The organism is Pseudomonas sp. St386, from assembly GCF_018325865.1.
Taxonomy (GTDB): Bacteria; Pseudomonadota; Gammaproteobacteria; order Pseudomonadales; family Pseudomonadaceae; genus Aquipseudomonas; species Aquipseudomonas brassicacearum.
In genome coordinates this window covers 4,564,241-4,590,309 of sequence record NZ_AP021900.1, presented here as the reverse complement: position 1 = coordinate 4,590,309, position 26,069 = coordinate 4,564,241, and the positions used below count along the sequence as shown (strand labels likewise).

24 protein-coding genes are annotated in these 26,069 nt (G+C 62.1%); 18 read left to right on the top strand and 6 right to left on the bottom strand.

The window, feature by feature from the left end:
- Positions 1-45 precede the first annotated feature (45 nt).
- The 6 genes from KI235_RS20150 (at position 46) to KI235_RS20125 (ending at position 10,517) form a co-directional block, all read left to right on the top strand.
- Positions 46-1,773: an autotransporter assembly complex family protein gene (locus tag KI235_RS20150; RefSeq protein WP_003203680.1), complete on the top strand. Its 1,728-nt coding sequence runs from the start codon at positions 46-48 to the stop codon at positions 1,771-1,773.
- Complete coding sequence (locus KI235_RS20145; RefSeq protein ID WP_039012626.1) at positions 1,770-5,456, top strand: translocation/assembly module TamB domain-containing protein; 3,687 nt, start codon at positions 1,770-1,772, stop codon at positions 5,454-5,456. The genes KI235_RS20150 and KI235_RS20145 overlap by 4 nt, the downstream gene beginning before the upstream one ends.
- A 240-nt stretch (positions 5,457-5,696) precedes the next feature.
- Entirely contained in the window at positions 5,697-6,170 is a 474-nt protein-coding gene (locus tag KI235_RS20140; RefSeq protein ID WP_013693787.1) for a MarR family transcriptional regulator, read from the top strand.
- Entirely contained in the window at positions 6,167-7,636 is a 1,470-nt protein-coding gene (locus KI235_RS20135) for an efflux transporter outer membrane subunit (RefSeq protein WP_027913009.1), read from the top strand. The genes KI235_RS20140 and KI235_RS20135 overlap by 4 nt, the downstream gene beginning before the upstream one ends.
- Positions 7,637-7,651: 15 nt before the next feature.
- Positions 7,652-8,848, top strand: coding sequence for an HlyD family efflux transporter periplasmic adaptor subunit (locus tag KI235_RS20130; RefSeq protein WP_027913010.1), 1,197 nt, complete (start codon positions 7,652-7,654; stop codon positions 8,846-8,848).
- Between the two features lie 139 nt (positions 8,849-8,987).
- Positions 8,988-10,517, top strand: a complete 1,530-nt coding sequence (locus tag KI235_RS20125) for a DHA2 family efflux MFS transporter permease subunit (RefSeq protein WP_003203669.1) — start codon at positions 8,988-8,990, stop codon at positions 10,515-10,517.
- Positions 10,518-10,668: 151 nt separating this feature from the next.
- Here KI235_RS20125 and lpxH read toward each other — a convergent pair whose 3' ends face one another.
- Both lpxH and KI235_RS20115 read right to left on the bottom strand, forming a co-directional pair.
- Positions 10,669-11,418 (bottom strand): UDP-2,3-diacylglucosamine diphosphatase, encoded by a 750-nt coding sequence (gene lpxH, locus KI235_RS20120; protein WP_003203667.1) that lies wholly within the window; start codon positions 11,416-11,418, stop codon positions 10,669-10,671.
- A complete protein-coding gene (locus KI235_RS20115) occupies positions 11,415-11,918 on the bottom strand; it encodes a peptidylprolyl isomerase (protein WP_003203665.1) in 504 nt (167 codons plus the stop codon). Before KI235_RS20115 ends, lpxH begins: the two co-directional genes overlap by 4 nt.
- Before the next feature lie 249 nt (positions 11,919-12,167).
- On the opposite strand from KI235_RS20115, the gene KI235_RS20110 reads away from it, so the two are divergent.
- The 3 genes from KI235_RS20110 (at position 12,168) to KI235_RS20100 (ending at position 15,925) form a co-directional block, all read left to right on the top strand.
- Positions 12,168-13,865 (top strand): glutamine--tRNA ligase/YqeY domain fusion protein, encoded by a 1,698-nt coding sequence (locus KI235_RS20110; RefSeq protein WP_003203664.1) that lies wholly within the window; start codon positions 12,168-12,170, stop codon positions 13,863-13,865.
- 21 nt (positions 13,866-13,886) lie between these two features.
- Positions 13,887-15,269: a cysteine--tRNA ligase gene (gene cysS, locus KI235_RS20105; RefSeq protein ID WP_212795266.1), complete on the top strand. Its 1,383-nt coding sequence runs from the start codon at positions 13,887-13,889 to the stop codon at positions 15,267-15,269.
- Positions 15,270-15,469: 200 nt separating this feature from the next.
- Entirely contained in the window at positions 15,470-15,925 is a 456-nt protein-coding gene (locus tag KI235_RS20100; RefSeq protein ID WP_039012622.1) for a DUF2214 family protein, read from the top strand.
- Positions 15,926-16,118: 193 nt separating this feature from the next.
- Here KI235_RS20100 and csrA read toward each other — a convergent pair whose 3' ends face one another.
- Positions 16,119-16,313 carry a carbon storage regulator CsrA gene (gene csrA, locus KI235_RS20095; RefSeq protein WP_003179932.1) on the bottom strand — a complete coding sequence of 65 codons (195 nt, stop codon included), beginning with the start codon at positions 16,311-16,313 and terminating at the stop codon, positions 16,119-16,121.
- A 247-nt stretch (positions 16,314-16,560) separates the two neighbouring features.
- Here csrA and KI235_RS20090 point away from each other — a divergent pair, with 247 nt between their 5' ends.
- Positions 16,561-16,926, top strand: a complete 366-nt coding sequence (locus KI235_RS20090) for a hypothetical protein (RefSeq protein WP_003203657.1) — start codon at positions 16,561-16,563, stop codon at positions 16,924-16,926.
- A gap of 144 nt (positions 16,927-17,070) precedes the next feature.
- Here KI235_RS20090 and KI235_RS20085 read toward each other — a convergent pair whose 3' ends face one another.
- Complete coding sequence (locus KI235_RS20085) at positions 17,071-17,760, bottom strand: endonuclease I family protein (RefSeq protein ID WP_013693784.1); 690 nt, start codon at positions 17,758-17,760, stop codon at positions 17,071-17,073.
- A gap of 5 nt (positions 17,761-17,765) precedes the next feature.
- Positions 17,766-18,044 carry a DUF1654 domain-containing protein gene (locus KI235_RS20080; protein ID WP_033033092.1) on the bottom strand — a complete coding sequence of 93 codons (279 nt, stop codon included), beginning with the start codon at positions 18,042-18,044 and terminating at the stop codon, positions 17,766-17,768.
- 218 nt (positions 18,045-18,262) lie between these two features.
- On the opposite strand from KI235_RS20080, the gene KI235_RS20075 reads away from it, so the two are divergent.
- From KI235_RS20075 to KI235_RS20040, 8 genes are all read left to right on the top strand, one after another.
- Positions 18,263-18,709 (top strand): hypothetical protein, encoded by a 447-nt coding sequence (locus KI235_RS20075; RefSeq protein WP_003203651.1) that lies wholly within the window; start codon positions 18,263-18,265, stop codon positions 18,707-18,709.
- A 133-nt stretch (positions 18,710-18,842) separates the two neighbouring features.
- Positions 18,843-19,799: a sugar ABC transporter substrate-binding protein gene (locus KI235_RS20070; RefSeq protein ID WP_013693782.1), complete on the top strand. Its 957-nt coding sequence runs from the start codon at positions 18,843-18,845 to the stop codon at positions 19,797-19,799.
- A 58-nt stretch (positions 19,800-19,857) separates the two neighbouring features.
- Entirely contained in the window at positions 19,858-21,411 is a 1,554-nt protein-coding gene (locus KI235_RS20065) for a sugar ABC transporter ATP-binding protein (RefSeq protein WP_212795265.1), read from the top strand.
- Complete coding sequence (locus tag KI235_RS20060) at positions 21,408-22,385, top strand: ABC transporter permease (RefSeq protein WP_003203644.1); 978 nt, start codon at positions 21,408-21,410, stop codon at positions 22,383-22,385. Before KI235_RS20065 ends, KI235_RS20060 begins: the two co-directional genes overlap by 4 nt.
- 3 nt (positions 22,386-22,388) lie before the next feature.
- Positions 22,389-23,408, top strand: coding sequence for a LacI family DNA-binding transcriptional regulator (locus tag KI235_RS20055; protein ID WP_013693779.1), 1,020 nt, complete (start codon positions 22,389-22,391; stop codon positions 23,406-23,408).
- A 23-nt stretch (positions 23,409-23,431) separates the two neighbouring features.
- On the top strand, positions 23,432-24,346 hold the full coding sequence (rbsK, locus tag KI235_RS20050) for a ribokinase (protein WP_028236732.1): 915 nt from the start codon (positions 23,432-23,434) through the stop codon (positions 24,344-24,346).
- Positions 24,343-24,747 carry a D-ribose pyranase gene (gene rbsD / locus KI235_RS20045; protein ID WP_003203638.1) on the top strand — a complete coding sequence of 135 codons (405 nt, stop codon included), beginning with the start codon at positions 24,343-24,345 and terminating at the stop codon, positions 24,745-24,747. The genes rbsK and rbsD overlap by 4 nt, the downstream gene beginning before the upstream one ends.
- Positions 24,748-24,777: 30 nt before the next feature.
- Positions 24,778-25,806, top strand: coding sequence for a nucleoside hydrolase (locus KI235_RS20040; RefSeq protein WP_003203636.1), 1,029 nt, complete (start codon positions 24,778-24,780; stop codon positions 25,804-25,806).
- Between the two features lie 47 nt (positions 25,807-25,853).
- On the opposite strand, the gene KI235_RS20035 is transcribed toward KI235_RS20040, so the two are convergent.
- Complete coding sequence (locus tag KI235_RS20035) at positions 25,854-26,051, bottom strand: hypothetical protein (protein WP_003203634.1); 198 nt, start codon at positions 26,049-26,051, stop codon at positions 25,854-25,856.
- Between the last annotated feature and the right edge of the window lie 18 nt (positions 26,052-26,069).

Genomic DNA, 26,069 nt, shown 5'->3' with positions numbered 1-26,069 from the left:
TGTCCGGCTCTATCAAGCACCTACGCTCGTGATAGCATCCGCGCCATGAACCTCCCAGGAAGAATGACCAGTGGCGCGCTCCTGCTGTCTCTCAGTTGCGCAGCGCTGGCAAACAGCGAATTGGAAGTACGGGTCAAGCCGTCCAACGATGAACTCAAGGCCAACGTAGAAGGTTACATCGGCGGCGTGGGTGATCGTGACGAGGAGGCCTTGCTGCGCTTCAGCCGTGGTGCCGAGGAGCAGGCGCGCAAGGCCGCCCAGGCGTTGGGCTACTACCAGCCGCAGATCGACAGTGAGGTCAAGGGCGGCAAGGACCCACGCCTGGTGCTGACCATCGACCCCGGCGAGCCTGTGCATTTGCGCAACGTCACCGTGCGCATTGATGGCCCGGCGGCATCGCTCAAAGCCTTTCGCGTACCCAGCAACGCCGCCCTCAAGCCCGGCGCGGTGCTCAACCATGGGCGCTACGAAGACGCCAAGCGAATCATCCAGAACCAGGCCTCGCGCTATGGTTTTTTCAGCGGGCGTTTCACCCAGCAGAAGCTGTTGGTTGACCCCCAGGCGGGCATTGCCGACATCGAACTGATTTACGACAGCGGCCCGCGCTATGCCTTGGGCCCGGTGAGTTTTGAGGGTGATACGCCGTTCGACGAAGATCTGCTGCAGCGCATGGTGCCGTTCAAGGCCGGCACGGCGTACGACTCCGAACTCATTGCAGAGCTCAACCAGGCCCTGCAATCGAGCGGTTATTTCGAAGGCGTCCGGGTGGATGCCGCACCGACGGCGGCCACTGACAACGTGATCCCGGTGGCGGTCAAGCTCGACACGCGCAAGCCGCGCACCATGGGCCTGGGCCTGGGTTTTTCCACCGATGTCGGCCCACGGGTCAAAGCCAATTGGACGCGTCACTGGGTCAACCCCCAGGGCCACAGTTATGGCTGGGAAGCGGAAGTGTCGGCGCCCCGGCAGAACGTCGGCCTGTGGTACGACGTGCCGCTGGATCCGCCGCTGACCGACAAGATACGTTACGCCGGCGGTTATCAATATGAAGAACTGGCCGGCACCGACAGCCTCAGCAAACTGCTCACCGTGGGCCCGGAATGGCACAGCAAGTTGCCCAGCGGCTGGCAGCGGGTGGTGTCGCTCAAGTGGCAGCGCGAGGAATATCGCCTCGGCGACGATGCGGGCCTGAGCACACTGCTGATGCCGGGCCTCAGCTATTCCTACCTGCGCAGCGACAACCGCATCGATCCGCACAACGGTTACCGCTTGCAGTTCGACACCAAGGTCGCCAAGGAAGGGCTCGGCTCGGACAACAACCTTTTATACGGCACCGCCATGGTCAAGGGCCTGACCACGGTGTTCGACAAGCATCGTTTGCTGGCGCGTGCGCAGATCGGCGGCAGCGCCACCAATGGCTACAAATCCATCCCGCCGTCCCTGCGCTTTTTTGCTGGTGGCGACCAGAGCGTGCGGGGTTACGACTACCAGAGCCTGTCGCCGGAAAACGCCGAGGGCGACCGTATCGGTGGTCGCTACATGGTCGCCGGCAGCCTCGAGTATCAATATTCAATCGCGGAAAAATGGCGGGTGGCGACGTTCATCGACCAGGGCAACTCGTTCAACAGCCTTGAACTGCCGAGCCTCAAGACCGGCGTGGGCGTCGGCGTGCGCTGGGTTTCGCCGGTGGGTCCGATCCGCCTCGACCTGGCCCATGCGATGGACGACGACGGTGGTATCCGCTTGCACTTTTCCATGGGGCCTGAGCTGTGACGCGTGGTTTGAAGATAACGCTGCTGGCGCTCGCCGGGGTACTGGTGGCGCTCGTGCTGGCCTTGAGCGTGGTGCTGGGCACGGCATTGGGCAGCCGTTGGGCCCTCGGCCTGGTGCCGGGGCTGACCGTGGAGAATTTCCAGGGGCGGCTGGGCGGACAGTGGAGCGCCGATCACCTGCTGTGGCAGCAGGACGCCAGTCGGGTGGAAGTGGATCGGCTGATATTCGCCTGGTCGCCGCTGTGCCTGGCACGCATGACCTTGTGCATCGAACAGCTCAAGGCCGACCAGGTCGCCTTGCAATTGCCAGCCTCTGCCGATGAGCCGAGCAGCGGCCCGATCAGCTTGCCGGACCTGGATTTGCCACTCGCCATCGAACTGGGCGACGTGCAGGTCGGCAGCCTGTCGTTCAACGGCAGCGAGCAGCTCAAGGGCCTGCAATTGGTTGCCCACTGGACCGCCGCGGGCATGCAGATCGATTCGGTGCAGTTGCAGCGCGATGAGCTGAGCCTGAAACTCTCCGGTCTGCTGAAGCCGGGCGGCGACTGGCCGTTGAACGCCGAGGGCCGGTTGACCTTGCCGGCGCCGGGCGCAACGCCCTGGGCCCTGGACCTGAAAGTCGACGGCAACCTGCTCAAGACCCTCAACCTCAAGGCCGACAGCAGCGGTTACCTGCAAGGCCAGTTGAACGGTGAGCTGCAACCGTTGGCGGACAACCTGCCCGCCAAGGTGCGCATCACCGCCGACGGCTTCAAGGCCAGTGCCGATTTGCCCGACACGTTGTTGCTCAATCAACTGGAATTGACCGGCGAAGGCGATCTGAAAAACGGCTATCAACTGCTCGGCAAGGCGACGCTGCCCGCCGAAAAAGGGCCGGTGGCGTTGTTGCTGCAAGGCACGGTGGACGCCAACGGCGCGCAGATCGCCGGCCTGGATCTGGATGCCGGCGATCAGCAAAGCCTGAAACTCAGCGGCCAATTGGACTGGCGCGAAGGCCTGCGCGCCGAGGCGAAAGTCGCCTGGCTGGATTTCCCCTGGCATCGCCTCTATCCGCTGATCGACGAGCCACAGGTGACGCTGCGCAGCTTCGACGGCGAAGTCTCCTACACCGATGGCCAATACCTGGGCAACTTCCAGGCCGCGCTGGACGGACCCGCCGGGGCCTTCAGCCTGGGCAGCCCGTTCAGTGGCGACCTGACGCAAATCCATTTGCCGCAGCTCAAGCTCGCGGCGGGGCAGGGCAAGGCCGAAGGGCACCTGAGCCTGCAATTTGTCGAGGGCATTGCCTGGGACACGGCGCTGCAACTGTCGGCCATCAACCCGGCGTATTGGCTTGGCGAACTGCCCGGGACCCTGGCCGGGCCGTTGCGCAGCAAAGGGATGATGAAGAACGATCGCCTCGATCTCGACGCGGACCTGGACCTCAAGGGCAAACTGCGTGGCCAGCCCGCGGTGTTCCAGGCCAAGGCCAGCGGCGCTGGCGAGCAGTGGAAGCTCAGCGCGCTGGATATTCGCCTGGGGGATAACCGCATCAACGGCAGCGGCAGCCTGCAAGAGAAGCTGACCGGCCAGATCGACATCAAGCTCGCACGCCTGGCTCAGCTCTGGCCGCAATTGCGCGGCCAAGTCGTCGGCCGTGTCGACGTGGCCGGCACGCTCAAAGCCCCCCAAGGCAAGCTCGGCCTGCAAGGCACGCAACTGGCCTTCCAGGACAACCGCCTGCAAAGCCTGAACCTGGATGCGATCCTCGACAGCGCCCAGCGCGGCAAGCTCGACCTCAAGGCCAGCGGTATCCGCGCCGGCGAAACGTCACTGGGCGTGCTGACGGTCAGCGGACAGGGCGACATCAAACGGCAAGCACTCAACCTCGACTTGCAAGGGCCGCAGCTCGACACGACCCTGGCACTCGATGGCGCGCTCGACCAAGGCAATTGGCGCGGGCGCCTGGCCAGCGGCGACGTGCAGGCCGGCGGTCAAGCCTGGCGCCTGCAAGCCCCGGCTAAACTGGAGCGCCTGGCCGATGGCACGCTCAACGTCAGCGCGCATTGCTGGCGTTCAGGCGAGGCCAGCCTGTGCGGTGAGGACCAGCGGCTGATGCCGGAACCGAAGTTGCGCTATCACCTCAAGCAATTCCCCATCGAAAGCCTGGCCCAGTGGATGCCCAAGGATTTTGCCTGGCAGGGCCGGCTCAACGCGGACCTGCAACTGGACCTGCCGGCCAGCGGTCCGAATGGCCGGATCCTGGTGGACGCCAGCGGCGGTACTTTACGGATTCGGGACAAGGAGGGCGATAAGGCGCAATGGCTGGACTTCCCCTACCAGACCCTGACGCTCAACAGCCGCCTGACCCCCAAGCGCATCGACACCGACCTGAATTTCGTCGGCGCCAGGCTCGGCGAACTGATGCTCCAGGCACAAATCAACCCCATACCGGCCAGCAAACCCGTCAGCGGCTCGTTCCGCCTGACCGGCCTGGACCTGTCCGTGGCGCGGCCATTCGTGCCGATGGTGGAAACCCTCACCGGTCACCTGAACGGCAGCGGAACCTTGTCTGGTGGTCTGCTTGCGCCCCAGGTCAACGGCAACCTGGTGCTCAGCGACGGTGAAGTGTCTGGCCCGGAACTGCCGGTCAGCCTTGAAGCCTTGCAGATGCGGGCAGCGATTACCGGCGAAGCGGTGCAGCTCAATGGCAATTGGAAAAGTGGCAAGAGCGGGCAGGGCAGCCTGAACGGCAACATCGGCTGGGGCGACGCCCTGACCATGAACCTGGCCCTCAAGGGTTCGCAACTGCCAGTCACCGTCGAGCCTTATGCGGTGCTCGATGTGGCGCCCGACCTGAACATCACCATGCACGGTGAGCGGCTTTCCATTGCCGGCAAGGTCCTGGTGCCCAAAGGCGAGATCACCATCCGCGAACTGCCGCCGTCCACCGTCAAGGTTTCGGATGACACGGTGATCGTCGGCCACCAGACCGAAGAGGGCAAGGCGCCGCTGGCCATGGCGATGGACATCGACGTGATCGTCGGCCAGGACAAGCTCGCGTTCTCGGGTTTCGGCCTGACCGCCAACGTGCAGGGCCAGGTTCACATCGGCGACAACATGGACACCCGCGGCGAGCTCTGGCTCAACGACGGTCGTTATCGGGCCTACGGGCAACGGCTGACAGTGCGGCGGGCGCGGCTGCTGTTCGCCGGGCCCATCGACCAGCCCTACCTGGACATCGAAGCGATCCGCCAGACCGACGACGTGATCGCCGGCATCCGCTTGAGCGGCAGCGCCGAACAACCGACCACGCAAATCTTCTCGGAACCGGCCATGAGCCAGGAACAGGCGTTGTCCTACCTGGTGCTGGGCCGGCCGCTGAGCACCACCGGCGAGGACAACAACATGCTCGCCCAGGCGGCGCTGGGCCTGGGGTTGATGGGCAGCTCGGGGGTGACCACCAGCCTGGCCAATAACCTGGGGATCGAGGATTTCCAGCTCGACACCCAGGGCAGCGGCAATGCCACCAGCGTGGTCGCCAGCGGCAACCTGTCGGAAAAACTCAGCCTGCGCTACGGCGTCGGCGTGTTCGAGCCGGCCAACACCATCGCCCTGCGCTACAAGCTCAGCAAGAAGGTCTACCTCGAAGCCGCGAGCGGCGTCGCCAGCTCGCTGGACATCTTCTACAAGCGCGATTTCTAACCTTCCCCGAACCCCCCTTTGTGGGAGCGGGCTTGTGTGGGAGCAAGGCTTGCCCGCGATATAGGCAACTCGGTCTATCAGTCGAACCGAGGTGATGCTATCGCGGGCAAGCCTTGCTCCCACAGGACCAGCTCCCACTCACTTCATGTGAATAGCAAGCTAACTATTCGATTGACATTTGCTGCCTAAGCAGTAATATCTCGACATACATTCACTGCCTAGGCAGCAAACGGTGGTCAGATGAAGCATTTCACTCCAGACAACTTTCACAATTGCCATCTCGGCATGCTGCTCGGCCGCACCGCGCTGCTCAAGGATCGGATCATCGACACTCACATGGAACCTGTCGGCATCACCGCCGCGCAGTTCAAGGTGTTGATCATCATGGCCCAGTACGGCATCGAGACGCCGGCCGAGCTGTGTCGTTACCTGTCCCTGGACAGCGGCTCGATGACGCGGATGCTCGATCGCCTGGAGCAGAAAGGTTTCCTGGCCCGTGAACGCTCCGCCCAGGACCGCCGGCAAGTGCGCCTGGTGCTGACTGAAGCCGGCCAGGCCCTCGCCGATCGCCTGCCGTTTATCGGTGCCGAAGCCATGAACCAGTTGGCCGGCGCCATCAGCCCCGAGGAGCTGCAAACCCTCGAACAGATCCTCAAGAAAATTCTGCTCGCCGCCGGTGACCCCATCACCGTGTCGCGAATGGGGGAAAAATGAAGCGTAGAACCTTGCGTACCCGATTAAGCCTGGTGGTCTTGGCCATGAGCCTGGCTGGCTGTGCCAGCTACAGCGGCCTGAAGACCGAAGGCGTCAGCCTGGAGGCCCAGAGCCTCAAGGCTGGGCAATCGCTGAATGGTGTCACGCTGTCGCAGGCCGCGTGGCCGAAAAGCGATTGGTGGAAGAGCCTCGGCGACCCGCAACTCGATGGCCTGATTCGTGAAGCCCTGCGCGATAGCCCGGATATGCAGATCGCCAGCGCCCGGGTCCATCAGGCCAGTGCCGCCGCCTATGCCGCCAACGCGGCGCGCCTGCCGACCCTCGATGCCAGCGGTGGTGCCAGCCGTTCGCGCCTGTCCCGTGACCAGGACCCGCAAGGGCAGGGCGGGGCGTACAGCACCCTGCGCACGTTAGGTGTGGACTTCAATTACAACTTCGACCTCTGGGGCGGCCAGCGTGCCACCTGGGAAGCCGCCCTCGGCCAGGCCCGCGCCGCCGAGATCGATCGCCAGGCCGCGCAACTGACCCTGGCCGCCGACGTGGCCCGGGCCTACAGCGACCTGGGCCAGGCCCACATCATTTATGACCTGGCCTCAGAGGACCTCAAGCGCACCCGGCAGATGCTCGACCTGGGCAAGCGCCGCCTCACTGCCGGGATCGACAGCGAATATCAGTTCCAGCAGACCGAAAGCCTGGAAGCCAGCGCCGATGCAACCCTGATCGACGCAGAGAAACGCCTGCAAAGCGCCAAGATCGCCCTGGCGGTGTTGCTGGGCAAGGGGCCTGACCGCGGCAATGAAATCCCCCGGCCCAACGTGCTGCAAGCCAGCGCGGTCGCCTTGCCATCGAACCTGCCGGCCGAGTTGCTGGGGCGGCGTCCGGACCTGGTCGCGGCACGCTGGCGGGTCGAGGCGGCGAGCAAGAACATCGAGGCTGGCAAGACCAACTTCTACCCCAATCTCAACTTGAGCGCAGCCGCCGGAACCCGGTCGTTGCTTGGCGATGCGATGTTCGGTTCGGCCAGCCGCTTCTTCAATGTTGGGCCGACGGTGTCGCTGCCGATCTTCGATGGCGGCCGCTTGCGGGCGGACCTGGATGCCCGGGACGCCGATTACGACCTGGCGGTGGCGCAATACAACAAGAGCCTGGTCACGGCCCTTGGCGATGTCAGCGACACCATCAACCAATTGCGTGACATCGCTCGCCAGATCGGCGCCCAGCAACATGCCACTGATATTGCACAGAGCTCCTACGACACGGTGGTCCAGCGCTACGGCTCGGGCATCGGTAATTACCTGGACGTGCTGAGCATCGAGCAGCAATTGCTCCAGGCCCAGCGCCAACTGGCGAACCTGAATGCCGACCAGATCGATTTGTCGATCCAACTGATGCAGGCCCTGGGCGGTGGTTTCGAAGCCCAGACCCTGGCGGCGGCCACCCCGGCTGCTACCACGCCAAATAACTGATTCGAGGTACTTGTCATGGCGACTGCCGAAACGACTCAATCCGAACATGCGCAAGACAGCAACCCACGCAAGCGCAAGGTCATGCTGCTGACACTGACGCTGCTGGTCATTCTCTCGGGCCTGGGCGTCTGGGCCTGGCACGAACTGTATGGCCGCTGGAGCGAAAGCACCGACGATGCCTATGTGAACGGCAACGTGGTGGAGATCACACCGCTGGTCACCGGCACCGTGGTGAGCATCGGGGCCGACGACGGCGACCTGGTGCGTGAAGGCCAGGTGCTGGTGCAGTTCGACCCGAACGATGCCGAAGTCGGGCTGCAAAGTGCCCAGGCCAACCTGGCCCGGACCGTGCGCCAGGTGCGTGGCTTGTACAGCAACGTCGATGGCATGCGGGCGCAGGTCAATGCGCAAGAGGCCGAAGTGCAGAAGGCCCAGGAAAACTACAGCCGACGCAAGAACCTGGCGGCCGGCGGGGCGATTTCCAAGGAGGAACTGTCTCACGCCCGGGATGACCTGACCTCGGCGCAGAACGCCTTGGCCAATGCCCGGCAACAGCTCAAGACCACCAGCGCCTTGGTGGACGATACCGTGGTGTCGTCCCATCCCGATGTGCAGTCCGCCGCCGCGCAACTGCGCCAGGCCTTCCTGGCCAACGCCCGCAGTACCTTGATCGCACCCGTCACCGGTTATGTCGCCAAGCGCACCGTGCAACTGGGCCAACGGGTGCAGCCGGGTACGGCGTTGATGGCGGTGATCCCGCTGGATCAGCTGTGGATCGACGCCAACTTCAAGGAAACCCAACTGCGCGACATGCGCATCGGCCAGCCAGTGGACATCGAAGCCGACCTGTACGGCAGCGATGTGAAGTACAGCGGCACCATCGACAGCCTCGGCGCCGGGACCGGCAGCGCATTTGCCTTGCTGCCGGCGCAGAACGCCACCGGTAACTGGATCAAGATCGTCCAGCGGGTGCCGGTGCGCATTCACATCAATGCCCAGGAGCTGGCCAAGCATCCGCTGCGGGTCGGCCTGTCGACCCTGGTCAGTGTCGACCTGCACGACCAGAGCGGCCCGGTACTGGCCCAGCAGCCACCGCAGAAAGCCTCGTTCAGCACCCAGGTCTACGACCAGCAGCTGACCGATGCCGACGCGATGATCGCCCGCCTGATCCACGACAACAGTGCGGTGGCGAGCAAGACCGTGCAGCGCTGATCGCAATTGCAGGCCAACCTCTGAAACCTGTGGGAGCAAGGCTGTTGGCTTTGCTCCCACACAGCCAACAGCCTGGCTCCCACAGGGTTTGTGTCTTGCCCTAAGGGATTTCGCCACCTTCGCTTCATAGGATTTCGCAATGAGCAATAACGCGTCTTTCACGCCGCCCAGCCTGTTGCTCAGCACCATCGGGCTGTCGCTTGCGACGTTCATGCAAGTGCTCGACACCACCATCGCCAACGTTGCCTTGCCGACTATTTCCGGCAACCTGGGTGTCAGCTCGGAGCAGGGCACTTGGGTGATCACCTCGTTCGCGGTGAGCAACGCCATCGCCTTGCCGCTTACCGGCTGGCTGAGCCGGCGGTTTGGCGAGGTGAAACTGTTTTTGTGGGCGACGATGCTGTTCGTGCTCGCGTCGTTCTTGTGTGGTATTTCCACCTCGATGCCGGAGCTGATCGGCTTTCGTGTACTTCAAGGGCTGGTGGCCGGGCCGTTGTACCCGATGACCCAGACCTTGCTGATTGCCGTGTACCCGCCGGCCAGGCGCGGCATGGCCCTGGCGTTGCTGGCGATGGTCACGGTGGTGGCGCCGATTGCCGGGCCGATCCTCGGCGGCTGGATCACCGACAGCTACAGCTGGCCGTGGATCTTCTTCATCAACGTGCCCATCGGCGTCTTCGCCGCGCTCGTGGTGCAACAGCAGCTCAAGGCGCGGCCGGTGGTCACCAGCCATCAACCGATGGATTACGTGGGGTTGATCACGCTGATCATTGGCGTTGGCGCGCTCCAGGTGATTCTCGACAAAGGCAACGACCTGGACTGGTTCGAGTCGAACTTCATCATCATTGGTGCGCTGATTTCGATCATTGCCCTGGCGGTGTTCGTGATCTGGGAAATGACCGACCGTCACCCGGTGGTCAATCTCCGCCTGTTCGCCTATCGCAACTTTCGCATCGGCACCATTGTGCTGGTGGGGGGCTACGCCGGGTTCTTCGGCATCAACCTGATCCTGCCGCAGTGGTTGCAGACCCAGATGGGCTACACCGCGACCTGGGCCGGGCTGGCGGTGGCGCCCATCGGTATCCTGCCGGTGCTGATGTCGCCTTTCGTCGGCAAGTACGCCCACCGGTTCGACCTGCGCGTGTTGGCCGGGCTGGCGTTCCTGGCCATCGGCCTGAGCTGCTTCATGCGGGCCGGGTTCACCAACGAGGTGGATTTCCAGCACATTGCGATGGTGCAGTTGTTCATGGGCATCGGCGTGGCGCTGTTCTTCATGCCGACCCTGAGCATCCTGATGTCGGACCTGCCGCCGCACCAGATTGCCGACGGCGCGGGGCTGGCGACGTTCCTGCGGACCCTGGGTGGCAGCTTTGCCGCGTCCCTGACCACCTGGATCTGGATCCGCCGGGCCGACCAGCATCACGCCTACCTGAGCGAAAGCATCAGCACTTTCGAGCCGGCCACCCGCGAAGCACTCAACCAACTCGGTGGTGCGAGTGCCCCGGCCTATGCCCGGCTCGAGCAGGTCCTCAACAGCCAGGCGTACATGCTCTCCACCGTGGATTACTTCACGCTGCTGGGTTGGGCGTTCATGGGGTTGATCGTGCTGGTGTGGCTGGCGAAGCCGCCGTTCGCGGCGAAGGCTGGGCCTGCATCGGCGGGGCATTGATCCACACACAACACCCTGTGGGAGCGTACCTGTGGGAGCAAGGCTTGCCCGCGATGCAGGCGACATGGTTCAACTGCAAGACCGTGTCATCGTTCATCGCGAGCAAGCTTTGCTCCCACAGGCTCGCGCCCACAAAGGAGATCTGCGGTCTTTAGGTGCTTGGCAACGCCAACTGCGCATTACCAAACCCAAACGGCGCCAACGCAAACCCCTGTTCGTCCACCTGCAACGCCCAGCCTTGCTTGTCCCAATCCCCCAGCACAATGCGCCGGGCGGCGTGTTCGCCCAGTTGCAACTTGTGGATGGCGGGCCGATGGGTGTGGCCGTGGATCAAGGTCTTCACGCCGTATTGCTGCATGATCCGTGGGATCTCTTCGGGCGTGACGTCGACGATGTCATTGGCTTTCATGCGTGTCTGCGTGCGGCTTTCGCTGCGCAGTTTGCGCGCCAGCTTCTGGCGGCTGCCCAGCGGCAGGTGCCGCAGGACGAACAGCGTGACCGGGTTGCGCAGCCAGCGCCGCAGCTTCATGTAGCCTTCGTCGCGGGTGCAGAGGCTGTCGCCGTGCATCAGCAGCACCGGCTCGCCATTGAACTGCACGACACTCGGGTCCTTGAGCAGGGTGCAGCCGGCCGCTTTGCAAAAGGCCTGACCCAGCATGAAGTCGCGATTGCCGTGCATCAGGAAGATGGCCGTGCCGCTGTCGCTCAATTCGCGCAGGGCCTGGCAGATGGAACGCTGGAACGGCGTCATGGCATCGTCGCCGATCCAGGCTTCGAAAAAGTCGCCCAGAATGTACAACGCTTGCGCCGAGCGGGCGCGTGTGGCGAGTAAATCCAGAAACGCCCGGGTGATGTCCGGGCGCTCCTCTTCCAGATGCAAGTCTGAAATCAGCAATATCACTCAATGATCTCGGCTTTCTCGATGATCACGTCTTCTGCCGGGACATCCTGGTGGCCGGCCTTGGACGTGGTGGAAACGCCTTTGATCTTGTCGACCACGTCGGTGCCTTCGATCACTTCACCGAACACTGCATAGCCCCAGCCCTGGGTGGTCTTGCCGCTGTGGTTCAGGAAGCTGTTGTCCGCCACGTTGATGAAGAACTGCGCGGAGGCCGAATGCGGCTCCATGGTACGGGCCATGGCAACGCTGTACTTTTTGTTCGGCAGGCCGTTGTCGGCTTCGTTCTGGATGCTTGGGCGCTTGTCTTTCTTTTCCTTCATGCCGGGCTCGAAACCGCCGCCCTGGATCATGAAGTTGCCGATGACGCGGTGGAACACGGTGTTTTCGTAATGGCCGGCCTTGACGTACTCGACGAAGTTGGCAACGGTCAGCGGTGCCTTCTCGGCGTTCAGTTGCAGGACGATGTCGCCGTGGTTGGTGGTCAGTTTGACTTTGCTCATGATCGGTACTCTTTCAAGGAATTCGTGGGTTTCGGGGCTTCACTGCCCGCAACCGGTCTGGCTGTAATCGGCCAGGCTGGGCAGTTTAGCGTGCCGGGCACGAATTTCGAGGCTGTTTTTCATCTGGCCGTCGATTAAATTCAATCGTTTGCCGGCCTGGCCTGTCAGGTGCTTGACAGCATCGGCTATGATACGGGCTTTGATTTATCAGGCCGCACCCGGCCGCGCACTTGTCTGTTCAAGGATCCTATGAGCAAGCCCACTGTCGACCCTACCTCGAATTCCAAGACCGGCCCGGCCGTGCCGGTCAACTTCCTGCGCCCGATCATCCAGGCGGACCTGGACTCGGGTAAGCACACACAGATCGTCACTCGCTTCCCGCCAGAACCCAACGGCTACCTGCACATCGGCCATGCCAAGTCGATCTGCGTGAATTTCGGCCTGGCCCAGGAGTTCGGCGGCGTCACGCACCTGCGTTTCGACGACACCAACCCGGCCAAGGAAGACCAGGAATACATCGACGCGATCGAAAGCGACGTCAAATGGCTGGGCTTCCAATGGTCCGGTGAGGTGCGCTACGCCTCGCAATATTTCGACCAGTTGCATGACTGGGCAGTGGAACTGATCAAGGCCGGCAACGCCTACGTGTGCGACCTGACCCCCGAGCAGGCCAAGGAATACCGTGGCAGCCTGACCGAGCCGGGCAAGAACAGCCCGTTCCGTGACCGCAGCGTGGAAGAGAACCTGGACCTGTTCGCCCGTATGCGCGCCGGTGAGTTCCCGGACGGCGCTCGGGTGCTGCGTGCCAAGATCGACATGGCTTCGCCGAACATGAACCTGCGCGACCCGATCATGTACCGCATCCGTCACGCCCATCACCACCAGACCGGCGACAAATGGTGCATTTACCCCAACTATGACTTCACCCACGGCCAGTCGGACGCCATCGAAGGCATCACGCATTCGATCTGCACCCTGGAGTTCGAAAGCCATCGTCCGTTGTACGAGTGGTTCCTCGAGCACCTGCCGGTGCCGGCCACCCCGCGCCAGTACGAATTCAGCCGCCTGAACCTGAACTACACCATCACCAGCAAGCGCAAGCTCAAGCAACTGGTGGACGAGAAGCACGTCAACGGCTGGGATGACCCGCGCATGTCGACGCTGTCGGGCTTCCGTCGTCGCGGCTACACCCCCAAGTCGATCCGCAATTTCTGCGAAATGGTCGGCACCAACCGTTCCGACGGCGTGGTGGACTTCGGCATGCTGGAATTCAGCATCCGTGACGACCTCGACCACAGCGCCCCGCGCGCCATGTGCGTGCTGCGTCCGCTGAAAGTGGTCATCACCAATTACCCGGAAGGCCAGGTCGAGAACCTCGAACTGCCGCGCCACCCGAAAGAAGACATGGGCGTGCGCGTCCTGCCGTTTGCCCGGGAAATCTACATCGACCGTGACGACTTCATGGAAGAGCCGCCTAAAGGCTACAAGCGCCTGGAGCCTACCGGCGAAGTGCGCCTGCGTGGCAGCTACGTGATCCGCGCCGACGAGGCCATCAAGGACGCCGACGGCAACATCGTCGAACTGCGTTGCTCGTACGATCCCGACACACTGGGCAAGAACCCGGAAGGTCGCAAGGTCAAGGGCGTGATCCACTGGGTGCCGGCCGCCGCCAGCGTCGAGTGCGAAGTGCGCCTCTACGATCGCCTGTTCCGTTCGCCGAACCCGGAAAAGGCCGAAGACAGCGCCAGCTTCCTGGACAACATCAACCCTGACTCCCTGCAAGTACTCACTGGTTGTCGTGCCGAGCCTTCGCTGGGCAACGCACAGCCGGAAGACCGTTTCCAGTTCGAGCGCGAAGGTTACTTCTGCGCGGATATCAAGGACTCGAAACCCGGTGCTCCGGTATTCAACCGTACCGTGACCTTGCGCGATTCCTGGGGTCAGTGATCAAGTCTTAAGGGAAACCCTGTGCTTACGATCTACAACACGCTCACCAAGAGCAAAGAAGTCTTCAAGCCGCTGGATGGCAACAAGGTCCGCATGTACGTCTGCGGCATGACCGTGTACGACTACTGCCACATTGGTCATGGTCGCAGCATGGTCGCCTTCGACCTGGTAACCCGCTGGCTGCGGTTCAGCGGTTATGACCTGACCTACGTGCGCAACATCACCGACATCGAAGACAAGATCATCAACCGTGCCCGCGAAAACGGCGAGCCTTACGATGCGCTGACCGAGCGCATGATCAAGGCCATGCACGAGGATGAGGCGCGCCTCAATATCCTCAAGCCGGACCTGGAGCCCCGTGCCACGGACCACATCCCTGGCATGCTGAGCATGATCCAGACCTTGATCGACAAGGGCTACGCCTACGCACCGGGCAATGGCGACGTGTACTACCGCGTTGCCAAGTTCATGGGCTACGGCAAGCTGTCGCGCAAGAAGATCGAAGACCTGCGCATCGGCGCGCGTATCGAAGTCGACGAGTCGAAAGAAGACCCGCTGGACTTCGTGCTGTGGAAGGGCGCCAAGCCGGGTGAGCCGAGCTGGGAATCGCCATGGGGCGCCGGGCGTCCGGGCTGGCACATCGAATGCTCGGTGATGTCCACCTGCTGCCTGGGCGAGACCTTCGACATTCATGGCGGCGGCAGCGACCTGGAGTTCCCGCACCACGAAAACGAAATCGCCCAGAGCGAAGCGGCCACCGGCAAGACCTACGCCAACGCGTGGATGCATTGCGGCATGATCCGGATCAACGGCGAGAAGATGTCCAAGTCCTTGAACAACTTCTTCACCATCCGCGACGTGCTCGACAAGTACCACCCGGAAGTCGTGCGTTACCTGCTGGTGTCGAGCCACTACCGCAGCGCCATCAACTACTCGGAAGACAACCTCAAGGACGCCAAGGGTGCCCTGGAGCGTTTCTATCACGCGTTGAAGGGCCTGCCGAGCGTGCCGGCCGCCGGTGGCGAAGCGTTCGTGGCGCGTTTCACTGAAGTGATGAACGACGACTTCGGCACGCCGGAAGCGTGCGCGGTGCTGTTCGAGATGGTGCGTGAGATCAACCGCCTGCGTGAGAGCGATCTCAATGCCGCGGCCGGTCTGGCGGCCCGCCTGAAAGAACTGGCCAGCGTACTGGGTGTGTTGCAGCTCGAAGCCGATGACTTCCTGCAGGCTGGCGCTGAAGGCCGCGTGGATGCCGCCGAAGTCGAGGCGTTGATCCAGGCGCGCCTGACTGCGCGCGCCAGCAAGGATTGGGCCGAATCCGACCGCATCCGCGACCAGCTCACTGCCATGGGCGTGGTGCTGGAAGATGGGAAGGGCGGCACGACCTGGCGTCTGGCGGACTAAAATCTTTTAACGTTCGCAATACCCCTGTGGGAGCGAGCTTGCTCGCGATAGCGGAATGTCAGACAACATTATTGTCGACTGATACACCGCCATCGCGAGCAAGCCCGCTCCCACATTTTTTTGTGACCAGCCTGGCATTCATTGTTTTATGAGCTAGTACTGTCAGGTCGATTCGACGTTCTCTCTGACAGGGTTCTTCCATGTTGGCTCATTGGTCTCTCGCGGCAATTCATCTGCTGGCCTTCGCCCTCGGGTTCTGGGCGGTGCTGACGCGCGGCACGGCGCTGCGACGCCTGGCGAGCGGTGTGGATGCGGTTCGGAGTGTCTTGGTCGCTGACAATCTGTGGGGCCTGTCGGCGCTGGTGTTGTTGGTGACTGGTGGGATGCGGGCGTTTGGCGGGTACGAAAAAGGCACGGATTATTACCTGCACCAACCGCTGTTTCACCTGAAGATGACCTTGCTCCTGCTGATCCTGTTGCTTGAGATCGCGCCAATGATCGCCCTGATCAAATGGCGGATGGCGCTGAGCAAAGGGGCTGCGATCGATCCTTCGAAAGCTGGCCGGTTTGCACGGATCAGCCACATCGAGGCTTTGTTGCTGATCTTGATGATGATCGCCGCCACGGGCATGGCGCGGGGCGTGAGCCTGGGTTGACCGGCCGCGAACGCCCGCTTCGTCATCATTAAAACGAAACGTCTGACAGCCATGCTAAGCGCCATGTCATTAGTATCGGTTCAACGGGCTGGACGAAAAGAAGTGGGATGGGCAGGGTAAGACACGGTCGACCAGAATCTTTAGCCAGCCATTGCGGCGATGCAAACGGGCTGGCTACGGACTGCAGCAAGGCTCAGGGAGTTTGCGGCTTGTCGGGGGCAGTGAGGCCCGCCTGAATACGCTGGTAAATCTCTTCGCGATGCACCGCAACGTTTTTCGGGGCGTTGATGCCGATCCGGACCTGTTGGCCGCTAACGCCCAGAATGGTGATCGTGATGTCGTCACCAATGTTTATGCTTTCACCGACTTTGCGGGTGAGTATCAGCATGGTGTTCTCCTTGATTGCTTTATAGGGCACCTGATTCAGACAGTGCAGATGTCGGTACTGCTTATAGATTAGTGCTAAGTGTCACAATGTGGGTGCCTCTTTCTGACGTACAGATGCAGCATTAATTCCCAGGGTGCGACTATACAGAGACGCCGGGCAGGATTCTCGTGTTTTGAGCACTGTTTGCGGCGATCTTGAGGGGCACGGGTGCTAAAATCCGTCCCTCATGTCTTCCGAGGGAAACGTTGTGCGCAAATTGGCTTGGGTTATTGCGGTATTGGTGCTGGCAGGATGCGGTGAGGGGCGTGACGTCGAAGCACCGAAACCCAAACCCGTAGCGACCTCCGCACCGGCCGCCGCTGCCGCGCCGCAGTGGGCCGTCGAGGTTCGCGGCGAAACGCCGCAGGCGGTCAGCGACCTGACCGGTTGGCTCATCGAACACAGCTTCATGTCGAACGTGGTGCGGGAAAACGGCAAGGAGCGCGTCCTGGTCGGTCCTTTCAGCTCCAAGGCTGAGGCCGAAGCCAAGCAGGAACAGGTGACGGCTGCCCTGGTCCGGGCGAAAAAACGCAACATCGAGACGTTGGTGGTGGATTACCCGACGGCCCAGTAATCGGGCAGCACAAATAAGCCAGTCAAGCCACAAAACCTGTGGGAGCGAGCTTGCTCGCGATAGCGGTGGATCAGCCAATGTTGATGTTGACTGACATGCCCCTATCGCGAGCAAGCTCGCTCCCACAGTTTCATAAATGCCAGCTCAGCCGCAGGCCTTCATGTCCACCGGCCCCACGAACTCGTTCCCGCGGCCCATGACGCACGCCACGCTCTGGTTGCGCTGACGCTCCCAGCTTTCGACCGGGTAGGTCTTGTCCCAGGCCTCATACAAGCGCCGGTCCTGATTCGAGAGGCGCAGGCCATATTGCTTGCTCATGTAGAAATAGGTCCGGGCGATCATGCCCCGGATAGAAGGGCGGGGCATGACCTTCTTGGCCTTGAAGTCCACCTGGGTCAGGCATGAGCCGTACTGACCCTTCTGCACCGGCAGCCAGCCGAAACTGAAATTGCTGCGATCACCGTTCACTTCCCCGATGCTCGGCACCAGGTTGTGCAGGTCGGCCTCGGCCCGTTGATAGACCGGGTCATAGCGGGTGCAGTTCTTGCGACCCCCTTGTTGCCAGCATTGACGCTGATGGCCGATCTGCCACGCCGGGACAATATGCTCCCACTCGATGCGAGCGGCGCGGCTGGCATTCTTGCGCGGTACATAACCGCAGGCGGCCAGGTTCACGCGATTGCCGGTGTATTTGCAGCCACAGTAAAACTCGGTGGATTGTGGCGCGTAGAGTTTCCAGGCGACTTTCTTGGCTTCGTTGAAGGTGCGCGGAGCACCGGCCTGTGCGCCCATGGCGATAAACACAAGCAAAAAAGCTAAACAGCGAACACTCATCAGACTCAATCTTCCTTCGGCACAACCCAGAAAACCTGCACACCACCATCGTCGCGATAGGCGAGGGTCACGTTGTCGTTCTCGTCGATTTCTTCCAGCAGGCGCTCCCACTCATCCACCGGCTCGTCGGGAAGACGGAAGATCAGGGCTGCCTTGGCTTTTTGCGCGGTGGGGGCGTTGATGATTTTCGAGACCCGCAGGCCGAGTCGTGTATAGGAATCTAAAGGGGTAGTTGCAGCGGAGGGCGGGGCCACAGGATTATCCTTATTAAGCTGTACGTGCATACAGTATTTAACCGTAGGCAATTACGCAACTGCTTAAAATTCAAGAAAATCGTCTGACAGCACTTTTTTCGTTTTGGTGTAGGCGAAAGGAATTTTTTATTGGCTGGCATAAATGGGTGGATCAACCGCTCTGGCCTGTGGCGGATTTGCGCGAGCGCTAAAGAAATTGCTTTGGCGGGCGATGTCCTGCGTAGGAATCCCACCCATGGAGTTTTGTCATGTCGTTTACAGTCGGCTTTCCCAACGCGGCGGCCGTGACCATCGGCGGTCAGTCCGCAGCCACCCTGAAGGCCTTGAATGAGGCGAGTACCGAGGCCGCCGATGAGGCCCTTGGCGAGACGCAAACGCCCGGCAAAGTCCGTGCGGGGGCGGGCGCGGAAGCGACCGATCAGGCACAAGAGAGCGGCAGCACCCAGAGCATTGCCGTCCAGATTTTGCTCAAGCGGATGCAAGAGCTTCAGCAACAGCTCAGGGAGCAGCAGCAACAACTGGCCGCCGCACAGGCGCGCGACTACCCAACGGCGGAAGCCAAGACCTCGGCGGTCATGGCGGCCCAGGGACAGATCGCCGACACCAGTGGCGCGTTGCTGGAGGTCACCGGCCGTTTGGTCACGGAGCTGGCAAAGGGCGCCAGTTCGGGTACGGTGGTCAATACGACGGCCTGAACTGCGACGTTGCGGATGAAACCGCAACGTTGACAAATCCCCGAAGCCTTACCATAGTTCACTTCACGCAAACGTTTGCGCGGCGTTCCGTGCATTGATTTGCTCACAATAATCATAAGATCGGAGTGAACCCATGAAGTTGCCATTCGCTGGACGCCTTCTCGCTGTTGCCATGCTCGCGGCCGCATCCGCTGCGCTGCCTATCTCCTCGGCATTCGCCCAGACCGCAGAAAAACCCAAGGTCGCCCTGGTCATGAAATCCCTGGCCAACGAGTTCTTCCTGACCATGGAAGACGGCGCCAAGGCTTATCAGAAGGAACACTCCGCCGATTTCGACCTGATCTCCAACGGGATCAAGGATGAAACCGACACTGCCAACCAGATTCGCATCGTCGAGCAGATGATCGTGTCCAAGGTCGATGCGCTGATCATCGCGCCAGCGGATTCCAAGGCCATGGTGCCGGTGATCAAGAAAGCCGTCGACGCTGGCATCACCGTGATCAACATCGATAACCAGCTCGATCCGGCCGTCGTCAAAAGCAAGAACATCAATGTGCCGTTCGTAGGCCCGGACAACCGCAAAGGGGCGCGCCTGGTGGGCGAGTACCTGGCCAAGCAGCTCAAGGCCGGTGACGAAGTCGGCATCATCGAAGGCGTGTCCACCACCACCAATGCCCAGGCACGCACCGCGGGCTTCAAGGACGCGATGGAGGCGGCGCAGGTCAAGGTCGTTTCCCTGCAATCGGGTGACTGGGAAATCAACAAGGGCAACCAGGTTGCCGCGTCGATGCTCAGCGAATACCCGAACATCAAGGCCCTGCTGGCCGGTAACGACAGCATGGCGGTCGGCGCTGTATCGGCCGTGCGCGCGGCGGGCAAGGCGGGCAAGGTGCAGGTAGTCGGCTACGACAACATCAATGCCATCAAGCCGATGCTCAAGGATGGTCGTGTCCTGGCGACGGCCGACCAGTTCGCCGCCAAGCAGGCCGTGTTCGGCATCGAGACGGCGCTGAAGATCCTCAAGGGCGAAAAAGTCGACAGCGGTATCAACGGCGTTATCGAAACTCCGGTCGAGCTGGTGACCAAGTAGTTATCCTGGCGACACAACGGTGCTCGCCCATCCGGGCGAGCGCATTGGAGAGTTTGTTATGTCCGTTCTCGACCCGAACGCTGTCCTGTGCGTCAGCGGTATCGGCAAGACCTATGCCCAGCCTGTACTGACCGATATCAACCTGACGTTGATGCGCGGTGAAGTGCTGGCGCTGACCGGCGAAAATGGCGCCGGCAAAAGTACCTTATCCAAGATCATCGGCGGGCTGGTGACGCCGACGACCGGGCAGATGCAGTTTCAAGGTCAGGATTATCGTCCTGGCAGTCGGACCCAGGCTGAAGAGCTGGGCGTGCGCATGGTGATGCAGGAACTCAACCTGCTGCCGACGCTTTCCGTGGCCGAAAACCTGTTTCTCGACAACCTGCCCAACCACGGCGGCTGGATCAGTCGCAAGCAATTGCGCAAGGCGGCCATCGAGGCCATGGCCCAGGTGGGGCTGGATGCAATCGATCCCGACACGCTAGTCGGCGAACTGGGGATCGGTCACCAGCAGATGGTCGAGATCGCCCGCAACCTGATCGGCGACTGCCATGTGCTGATTCTCGATGAGCCGACGGCGATGCTGACGGCCCGTGAAGTCGAGATGCTCTTTGAGCAGATCACTCGTCTGCAGGCTCGCGGCGTGTCGATCATCTACATTTCCCATCGCCTCGAAGAACTGGCGCGGGTCGCCCAGCGCATTGCCGTACTGCGCGATGGCAACCTGGTTTGCGTCGAGCCGATGGCCAACTACAACAGCGAGCAACTGGTGACCCTGATGGTCGGCCGGGAGCTGGGCGAGCATATCGACCTGGGCCCACGCCAGATCGGCGCGCCGGCGCTGACGGTTAAAGGCCTGACACGCTCCGACAAGGTCCGCGACGTGTCCTTTGAAGTGCGCAGTGGCGAGATCTTCGGTGTCTCCGGCCTGATCGGGGCAGGGCGCACCGAACTGTTGCGGCTGATCTTCGGTGCCGATACCGCCGACAGCGGCACGGTGGCGCTGGGTTCGCCGGCCCAGGTCGTGAGCATTCGCTCCCCGTCCGATGCGGTGGCCCATGGCATCGCGTTGATCACCGAAGACCGCAAGGGTGAAGGCCTGCTGCTGACCCAATCCATCGCCGCCAACATTGCCCTGGGCAACATGCCGGAGATTTCCAGCGCCGGCCTGGTCAATGGCGATGCTGAACTGGCCTTGGCACAGCGGCAGGTCAATGCCATGCGCATCCGCAGTTCCAGCCCGACCCAGTTGGTGTCCGAGCTGTCGGGTGGCAACCAGCAGAAAGTCGTGATCGGGCGTTGGCTCGAACGCGATTGCGCGGTCATGTTGTTCGACGAGCCGACCCGTGGCATCGACGTTGGCGCCAAATTCGACATTTATGCGCTGCTCGGCGAGCTGACGCGCCAGGGCAAGGCGCTGGTCGTGGTGTCCAGCGACCTGCGGGAGCTGATGTTGATCTGTGACCGGATCGGCGTGCTGTCCGCCGGACGCCTGATCGACACCTTCGAGCGCGACAGCTGGACCCAGGATGACTTGCTTGCCGCCGCATTCGCCGGCTACCAGAAACGTGATGCGTTGCTCAATGAAGCAGCGCCTAGGGATTTTTCATGAAAACCGCACCTGCCGTCGGCAAATCGAGTGGCAACTTCTATGGTCTCGGGACCTACCTGGGCCTGGCCGGCGCGCTGCTGGCCATGGTCGCGCTGTTCTCGGCCCTGAGCAGCCATTTCCTGTCCTATGACACCTTCAGTACCTTGGCCAACCAGATTCCGGACCTCATGGTGCTGGCGGTCGGCATGACGTTCATCCTGATCATCGGTGGCATCGACCTGTCGGTGGGGTCGGTGCTGGCGCTCGCGGCATCGACGGTCAGCGTGGCCGTGCTCGGCTGGGGCTGGAGCGTCTGGCCATCGGCCTTGCTCGGCATGGCCGTAGCGGCGCTGGCGGGTACGGTCACCGGTTCGATCACCGTGGCGTGGCGGATCCCATCGTTCATCGTCTCCCTCGGCGTGCTGGAAATGGCCCGAGGCCTGGCGTACCAGATGACCGGCTCCCGGACCGCCTACATCGGCGACTCGTTCGCCTGGCTGTCCAATCCCATCGCCTTTGGCATCTCACCTTCGTTCATCATCGCCTTGCTGGTGATCTTCATTGCCCAGGCAGTGCTGACCCGTACGGTGTTCGGCCGTTACCTGATCGGCATCGGCACCAATGAAGAAGCCGTGCGCCTGGCCGGTATCAATCCAAAGCCTTACAAGATCCTGGTGTTCAGCCTGATGGGCTTGCTGGCCGGTGTGGCTGCGCTGTTCCAGATTTCGCGCCTGGAAGCGGCGGATCCGAACGCCGGTTCAGGGCTTGAGCTGCAAGTCATCGCTGCCGTGGTCATCGGTGGCACCAGCTTGATGGGTGGGCGCGGTTCGGTCATCAGCACCTTCTTTGGCGTGCTGATCATCTCCGTGCTGGCGGCGGGCCTGGCGCAAATCGGCGCTACTGAGCCGACCAAGCGCATCATTACCGGTGCGGTGATCGTGGTGGCAGTCGTGCTCGATACCTATCGCAGCCAGCGCGCCAGTCGGCGGGGCTGAACCATGGCGACGATCAAGGATGTAGCAGCGCTCGCCGGGATTTCCTACACCACCGTATCCCACGTGGTGAACAAGACGCGACCGGTCAGCGAGGAAGTGCGGCTCAAGGTCGAGGCGGCCATCGAGCGCCTGGACTACGTGCCCAGCGCCGTGGCCCGGTCGCTCAAGGCCAAGACCACGGCGACCATCGGCCTGCTGGTGCCTAACAGCCTCAACCCTTACTTTGCCGAGTTGGCCCGGGGGATCGAGGATTACTGTGAGCGCAACGGCTATTGCGTGATCCTGTGCAACTCCGACGACAACCCGGACAAGCAGCGCAGCTACCTGCGGGTGCTGCTGGAAAAGCGCATCGATGGCCTGATCTTCGCGTCCGCCGGCGGTGATGTCGGCTTGGCCGAGGGGCTGTCCAACGTGCGCACGCCCATGGTGATCGTCGACCGCGGGCTCGAGGGCGTCGACGCAGACCTGGTGCGTATCGATCATGAATACGGCGCTTACCTGGCGACCCGGCACCTGCTGGAGCTGGGTCACCGCGATATCGCCTTCATCGGTGGCCCGGCCAACACCAGCGTGGCGCAAATGCGCTTGGCCGGTTACTGCCGTGCGTTGAAAGAGGCCGGGATCGAGCTGCCCGTCGAGCGCATGCTCGAGAGCGATTTCACCAGTACCGGCGGCTACCGCGCCGCTGCGCAACTGCTTGAACAGCAGCCGCCGAGCGCGATTTTTGCGGCCAACGACATGATCGGCATCGGTGTGCTGCGCGCCGCCGCTGAACGTAACGTGCGCGTGCCCAGCGAACTGTCGGTCATCGGTTTCGATGACATCCAGATGAGCCGTTATGTCTACCCGGCGTTGACCACGGTAGGGCAGTCGATCCTGCAACTTGGCGAGATGGCGGCCGAAGTGCTGCTGCGACGAATTGCGACGCCGGGCCTTGCCACCGAGCAGCGGATCGTGACGCCGAGTATTGTCCTGCGAGAGTCGACTGCACCGCTGTCCGGTACATTCGCCCAATACCGCTGAACCGAATTGATGAGTAGTGATGTATGCCAGCAAAAGTAGTGGTAATAGGCAGCCTGAACATGGACCTGGTAACCCGGGCGCCGCGTCTGCCGCGTGGTGGTGAAACACTGATCGGCGAGTCGTTCTCCACCATCCCGGGCGGCAAGGGGGCCAACCAGGCGGTGGCCGCCGCGCGCCTGGGGGCGCAGGTATCGATGGTCGGTTGCGTGGGCAATGATGCCTACGGCGAACAATTGCGTAACGGGTTGTTGGCCGAGGGCATCGACTGCCAGGCGGTCAGCGTGGTGGAGGGGGCCAGCGGCGTGGCGCTGATCGTCGTCGACGACAACAGCCAGAATGCGATCGTTATCGTCGCCGGTGCCAACGGTGCGCTCACCGCCGAGGTCCTGGACAGTGTCGATGAAGTGCTGCAAAGCGCCGATGTTGTCATCTGCCAGCTCGAAGTGCCGGATGCCACCGTCGGCCACGCCCTCAAGCGCGCTCGTGAGTTAGGCAAAATCGTCATCCTCAACCCGGCGCCAGCCTCGCGGAGATTGCCGGCCGACTGGTACGCCTGCATCGACTACCTGATTCCCAATGAAAGCGAAGCAGCGGTCTTGAGCGAACTGGCGGTGGACTCCCTGGAAACCGCCGAATCCGCCGCGGCGCATCTGATCGCCGCTGGCGCCGGCAAGGTGATCGTAACCCTGGGTGCCCAGGGGTTGATGTTTGCCAACGGCGCCAGCTTCGAACACTTCCCGGCCCCACGGGTCAAGGCAGTGGACACCACGGCGGCCGGAGACACCTTTGTCGGCGGCTTCGCGGCAGCCCTGGCCAGCGGCAAAAGCGAGGTCGACGCGATTCGTTTCGGCCAGGCCGCCGCCGCGCTGTCGGTCACCCGCGCGGGCGCGCAGCCTTCAATCCCCACGTTGCTGGAAGTACAGGCTTTCAAATCATGAAAAAGACGCCGTTGTTGAATGTGGCACTGTCACGACTGATCGCTTCCCTGGGCCATGGCGACAAGGTGGTCATCGGTGATGCCGGCCTGCCCGTGCCGCCCCATGTCGAATTGATCGACCTGGCCCTGACCCATGGCATTCCTGACTTTGTCAGTACCTTGAAGGTGGTGCTCAGCGAAATGCAGGTGCAAAGCCATGTCCTGGCCGAGGAGATCCTCGATAAACAACCGTCGGCCCTGACGACCCTGGAGGCGCTGCATGCCGAGGGTGCGCTGGGCGAGCGGGAGCTGGTCAGCCATGAACAATTCAAGATCATCAGCCGACAGGCGCGGGCGATCATTCGCACAGGCGAGTGCTCTCCGTACTGCAATATCGTGCTGGTCGCTGGAGTGACGTTCTAACCCTCTTCAACCCTGCACAAGGAGTGCGCCATGCACCGCTATGCTCAGAAAATGCATCAACTGATCCGGAGTCTGCTGCTTTTGTCATTGATCACTGCTACGAGCGCCCAGGCGGCGGAAAAAATCGACCTGATCATCGACACCGATCCAGGGGCTGACGACGTGGTGGCGCTGTTGTTCGCCCTGGCGTCGCCCGAGGAGCTGCATATCCGTGCGCTGACCACCGTCGCCGGCAATGTGCGCCTGGACAAGACCTCTCGCAACGCTCGCCTGGCCCGGGAATGGGCGGGGCGCGAAGACGTGCCCGTGTATGCCGGTGCGCCGAAACCGTTGATGCGCACGCCGATCTACGCGGAAAACATCCATGGCAAGGAAGGCCTGTCGGGTGTCACCGTGCACGAGCCGAAGAAAGGGTTGGCCGAAGGCAATGCCGTCAACTACCTGATCGACACGCTCAAGGCGGCCAAGCCACACAGCATCACCATTGCCATGCTTGGCCCGCAGACCAACCTGGCCCTGGCGCTGGTGCAGGAGCCCGATATCGTCCAGGGCATCAAGGAAGTGGTGATCATGGGCGGTGCGCATTTCAACGGCGGCAATATCACGCCGGTGGCTGAATTCAATCTGTTCGCCGACCCGCAGGCGGCCGAGGTCGTGGCCAAGAGCGGCGTGAAGCTGACGTACCTGCCGCTGGACGTGACCCACAAGATCCTCACCAGCGAAGCGCGCCTGAAGCAGATCGCGGCGCTGAACAACAATGCCAGCAAGCTGGTGGGCGATATCCTCAACGAATACGTCAAGGGCGACATGGAGCACTACGGGATGACGGGCGGGCCGGTGCATGACGCGACGGTGATTGCCTATCTGCTCAAGCCGCAGTTGTTCACTGGTCGTTCGGTCAATGTCGTCGTGGACAGTCGCGAGGGCCCGACGTTCGGGCAGACCATCGTCGACTGGTACGATGGCCTGAAAGCACCGAAGAACGCGTTCTGGGTGGAAAACGGTGATGCCCAGGGCTTCTTCGACCTGCTGACCGAGCGCCTGGCGCGCCTCAAGTAACCTGCCTGGCTATGCGCCCGCAGGTTGGGCCTGCGGGTGCGTGAGTATCAGTCCACGGCGTCGACCACGCTCGGGTAGCGTTCGAATGCCTGCTGGATGAAGTTGCGGGCGACCTCCGTCCCCAGTTCCCTCACCAGCAATTCTATGCCGATGATTGCCAGTTCCTCGGGGCTGCTCGGGCTATAGGAGCTATGGCCCTCCGACCATTTGGCATTGATGGTGGCTTCGATGCTGACGGTGCTCATGGTAGGGCTCGCGAGTTG